Origin of the sequence: Ferruginibacter sp., assembly GCF_014377975.1 — a bacterium.
GTDB lineage: Bacteria > Bacteroidota > Bacteroidia > Chitinophagales > Chitinophagaceae > Ferruginibacter.
In genome coordinates this window covers 1-4,645 of the sequence record NZ_JACMOO010000045.1, presented here as the reverse complement: position 1 = coordinate 4,645, position 4,645 = coordinate 1, and the positions used below count along the sequence as shown (strand labels likewise).

At 37.5% G+C, this 4,645-nt stretch carries 4 protein-coding genes and 2 pseudogenes; 4 read left to right on the top strand and 2 right to left on the bottom strand.

Features of this window, described 5'->3' with window-relative positions:
- The 3 genes and pseudogenes from H7254_RS02920 to H7254_RS02910 form a co-directional block, all read left to right on the top strand.
- Positions 1-402: pseudogene (locus tag H7254_RS02920) on the top strand (hypothetical protein); the annotation flags it as partial.
- A 308-nt stretch (positions 403-710) separates the two neighbouring features.
- Complete coding sequence (locus tag H7254_RS02915; RefSeq protein ID WP_301931560.1) at positions 711-1,841, top strand: pseudouridine synthase; 1,131 nt, start codon at positions 711-713, stop codon at positions 1,839-1,841.
- Complete coding sequence (locus H7254_RS02910; RefSeq protein WP_301931559.1) at positions 1,834-2,631, top strand: RluA family pseudouridine synthase; 798 nt, start codon at positions 1,834-1,836, stop codon at positions 2,629-2,631. Before H7254_RS02915 ends, H7254_RS02910 begins: the two co-directional genes overlap by 8 nt.
- 55 nt (positions 2,632-2,686) lie before the next feature.
- Here the strand turns inward: H7254_RS02910 and H7254_RS02905 are convergent, their stop codons facing one another.
- Positions 2,687-3,325, bottom strand: coding sequence for a peroxiredoxin (locus H7254_RS02905; RefSeq protein ID WP_301931558.1), 639 nt, complete (start codon positions 3,323-3,325; stop codon positions 2,687-2,689).
- Between the two features lie 99 nt (positions 3,326-3,424).
- Between H7254_RS02905 and H7254_RS02900 the strand changes: the two genes are divergently transcribed.
- Positions 3,425-3,853: an Rrf2 family transcriptional regulator gene (locus H7254_RS02900; protein WP_301931557.1), complete on the top strand. Its 429-nt coding sequence runs from the start codon at positions 3,425-3,427 to the stop codon at positions 3,851-3,853.
- Positions 3,854-3,970: 117 nt separating this feature from the next.
- On the opposite strand, the pseudogene H7254_RS02895 reads toward H7254_RS02900, so the two are convergent.
- Positions 3,971-4,645 (bottom strand): annotated as a pseudogene (locus H7254_RS02895) (DNA polymerase IV); the annotation flags it as partial.

Genomic DNA, 4,645 nt, shown 5'->3' with positions numbered 1-4,645 from the left:
GTAAAAGAGGCCAGGGATAAAAAAGAAGCTTTGCGCAAAGAACAGAAAACAAACATGATGAGTATTTTAACCCCTGCGCAGAAAATAAAAATGGAAAACCTTAAAAAAAACAGGGAAGCAAAACGAGATGAAATAGTGGCAAAAAGATTAGATAAAATGAAAACGAAACTGAATTTATCTAACGACCAGGTGGCTAAAATAAAGCGCAGCAGGGAAGACATTCATAACCAGTCTAAAGACATCCGGGATAATGACCAGTTAAGCCGTACCGAAAAAAAAGAAAAACTGATGGTATTAAAAGAGCAGACTCAAAATAATTTAAAAAGTATTTTAACGCCCGAACAAATAAATAAAATAGAAGAATTAAAGAAAAACAGAATAGAAAAGAAACAAGCCAGATAAGTAATATTTTTCTCTGAAGGAATCAAGAGGCTGATTAACAAGTTATAAAATTTCACACAAAGCCAGGAGGCAGGCAAAAGAAAAAATGTGTTCCTATACTAAGTCAACTTTGTAACCTGGTATCGTTTGATATCGTTGTGTGAAATTGCTTTTGAGACAGCCTCATTTATATTGTGTAAAGCAATAGTAAAAGTATTTTAAATCGGTTGGCAACTTTATCCAATCCTCTTGCAGATAAGGCTTTTACAGCTTTTAGTTATATCTTCGCCTTTCACTCCTGTTGAAACAACAGTAAAAATCTACACAGTATGAGTCAGGCTCACTTCCAGCAATTTGTTGCTAAAAAAAAGAATAGTTTAATCAAAGAAGAATTTAAACAGGCAAAAAAGAAGGCGAAAAAAGACCGTGCAATAGCCATCGACAAACGTTTTGAAGAAAAAAGACGCCTGAAAGCAGCAGCCAGAAATGCAGTACCCGGAGCCCCGTCTCCCATTAAATCAGTTCCCAAAGCAAAAAGCAGCCAGCATAAAAAAGATGATAAAATTGCTGCCATTGAAAATAATTTTAACCAGGTAGAAAAAATAGTTGGCATAAAAAAAGAATATGCACCACCGGTTACCAAAGCGCCTGTTAAAACAGCCTTGGGCAAACCTATCGTAATAAGCAATGCATTGATGCCGCTGAATAAATTTTTAGCATACTGTGGAGTTTGCAGCAGAAGAGACGCAGTAACTATTATTAAAGAAGGTAAGGTAAAAGTAAATGACACCGTAATAATTGAACCTGCTTTTAAAGTATCTGAAAGAGATGAAGTTAAATTCAATGGTAAAAAATTATTTGTCAGTAAAAACCTGGTGTACATTTTATTAAACAAGCCAAAAGATTATATCACTACTACGGATGATCCGCAGGGAAGAAGAACTGTGTTGCAGCTTACCAAAATGGCTACTACCGAAAGAATTTATCCTGTTGGAAGATTAGATAGAAATACATCTGGTGTGTTATTGCTTACCAATGATGGGGAGCTTACGCAAAAGCTTTCTCACCCCAGTTATAATATTACCAAAGTGTATGAAGCCAGGTTAGATAAAAATCTTACCAAAGCTGACTTTGATAAAATATTAAACGGTGTAAAATTAGAAGACGGCGAAATAAAAGCAGACTCCCTGGCCTATGCGGATGCAAAAGATAAATCCATCATTGGTATTGAAATACACAGCGGCCGAAACCGCATTGTACGCCGCATTTTTGAACATTTGGGCTATGATGTAAAAGGGCTCGACAGGGTGATGTATGCCACCCTTACCAAGAAAAATGTTGAACGGGGCAAGTGGCGTTTTTTAAGTGAGAAAGAAGTGCGCTTATTAAAATACCTGAATGCATCACACAAGAAAATGATCCCTGAAAAAAAAGCTTCCAACAATATTGCAGATGATTAAAGAAAATGTATTTCCGGATAAGAAAAAAGCTACGGCTTCTTCAAAACCAACGGCAGGTGCGGGTGCGCTGTTAAAAGATTTAAGTACTATCACGCTGTTTGAAGATGATCATTTTATTGCCCTCAATAAACCTGCAGGTGTATTGTCTATTCCCGACAGAATGCAGACTGAACCTTCGCTGAAAGACAAGCTGATAGAAAAATATGGCAGCATATTTACCATACATCGGTTAGACAGAGAAACCAGCGGCATTATTTTATTTGCAAAAGATGCCGAAACACACAAGTATTTCTCCAAACAATTTGAAGAAAAAGCCATGGAAAAATATTACCTGGGATTGGTGCATGGCATGGCTGCCGAAAAAACAGGTAAGATTGGTGCAGCCATTATGGAACACCCCGTTTTTAAAGGGCAAATGGTGATTAACAAAAACGGAAAACCTTCTTTAACGGAGTACGAAGTGCTGGAAAATTTAGGTAAATACTCTTTGGTAAAATTTCAATTACATACCGGACGAACACACCAGATAAGGGTTCATTCAAAAAATGTCGGGCATCCCATTGTATGCGATCCTTTGTATGGCGATGGCAAACCTGTGATGCTTTCTGCCATCAAAAAGAAATTTAAACTAAGCAAGCACGATCAGGAGGAACGGCCCATGCTTAACAGGGTTGCACTGCATAGCTACGAATTAAAATTTAAAGATGCGCAGGATAAAGAATTCGATCTGGTGGCAGAACTGCCGAAAGATATGAGGGCACTAATACAACAATTGAAGAAAAATAAATAAAATCACAAGAGCCACTTTTCAGTGGCTCTTGTTGTATCAATAACAAAATAAAAGTCTATTTCAAATCAGGCTGAGGTGTATAACGCAAATACGGTTTTATAACTTTTACCCCTTTAGGAAATTTATTAATGGCATCTTCTGTACTTACAGATGGTACTACAATTACGTCTTCACCGTGTTGCCAGTTGGCAGGTGTGGCTACACTATAGTTGGCAGTTAATTGTAAAGAGTCTACCACCCTTAAAACTTCTACAAAATTTCTGCCGGTTGACGCAGGATAGGTAATGATTAGTTTCACTGTTCTATCGGGTGCAATAATTACCAATGAACGCACGGTAGCAGTAGCAGATGCATTGGGATGTATAAAATCATATAGTTCAGACACCTTGCGCTCATCATCGGCGATGATGGGGAAATTTACGGATACATTCTGCGTTTCGTTTATATCGCCTATCCAGCTCATATGCTTATCAACCGGATCTACACTTAATGCCAGTACTTTTACATTGCGCTTTTCAAATTCACTTTGTAAAGCCGCAGTACGGCCTAGTTCTGTCGTACACACGGGTGTATAATCAGCAGGGTGAGAAAATAAAATCCCCCAGGAATCCCCCAGGTATTCATAAAAATTAATTTCACCCAATGATGTTTTTTCTGTAAAGTTGGGAGCGATATCCCCTAAACGAAGGCTCATAATAAATAATTTAGGGTACAAATATACAACAATAGTCTATCAATCAGGTAGACTTAATTTTGTTTTTTTTTATTTTTATTTTTAGCTACCTTTCTTTTTATGTTATCAAAAAAGACTCAATATGCGTTGAAGGCACTCGGTTATCTGGCAGGTAAATATGGCGAAGGACCGGTACTGATATCCGACATTTCAAAGAAGAAAAAGATACCGATCAAGTTCCTTGAAACCATCCTGCTGGAATTAAAACAGGCGGGTGTACTGGAAAGTAAAAAAGGGAAAGGCGGTGGATATTACCTAATTCAATCGCCAAAAAAAACAACGCTTGCCCAGGCCATCCGGCTGGTGGGCGGCCCCATTGCTTTGTTACCCTGCGTGAGTATTAATTTTTATGAAAAATGTAAGGATTGCGATGAAACAATCTGTGGGCTCAATAAAGCCATGAGAATTACCAGAGATGCCACTTTGAAAATTCTGGAAAAGAAAACACTCTCCGAACTGATAGACAGACCCGACGTTCAAAAGTTATAAGTGATGAGTGATAAGTGTCTGTAACTTTTTTATCTTGCTTTTTTCTATAGAATTTTATCGACTTCTCCATCCAAAACAACTTATAACTTATACTTCATAACTCATAACTATTTAAAACTATCCGGACGACGCTCTTTTCAACTTCAATTTTCCGAACCTGGTTTTAACATCATCAATGGCTTTGTATAAATCATTTTTTCGCTCTACGTTGTTAAATAAATTTGCTTGAACAGCTTCGGTAGTTAACTCACTTAAACGTACGCCCAGCAAACGTATTGGCTTTCCTTTTTTATAAAGTTTATGAAACAATTCCTTTACCACCGGAATAATTTCATCATCGGCACAGGTTAACGGAATGGTTGTTTGACGGGAAGTAGTTTCAAAATCAGGATAACGAATCTTTACTGTCACACATCCTGCAACTTTTCCATCCTGTCTTAATTCAAAGGCAATTTTTTCTGTCAGCCTTACCAATTCGCTCATTAAAAAAACTGGCTCGCTTTTATTTTCATTAAAGGTATTTTCACTGGATATAGATTTTGCTTCCCGGTATTGCCTTACTTCACTATTGTGCAAACCAAAACTTTTATTCCATAAATCGTTGCCCCCTTTACCCAATCTTTCTTCCAGCTCTGCTTTTGTTTTAACACAAATATCATTGATAGTGTAGATGCCCATCGCTTTTAAAATCTCGTAGGTTTGGCCGCCCACACCAGGTATTTTATTTACAGGCAGCGGCGCTAAAAACTCTTTTTCTTTTCCAAAGGGCACCTGTAGATAGCCATTTGGCTT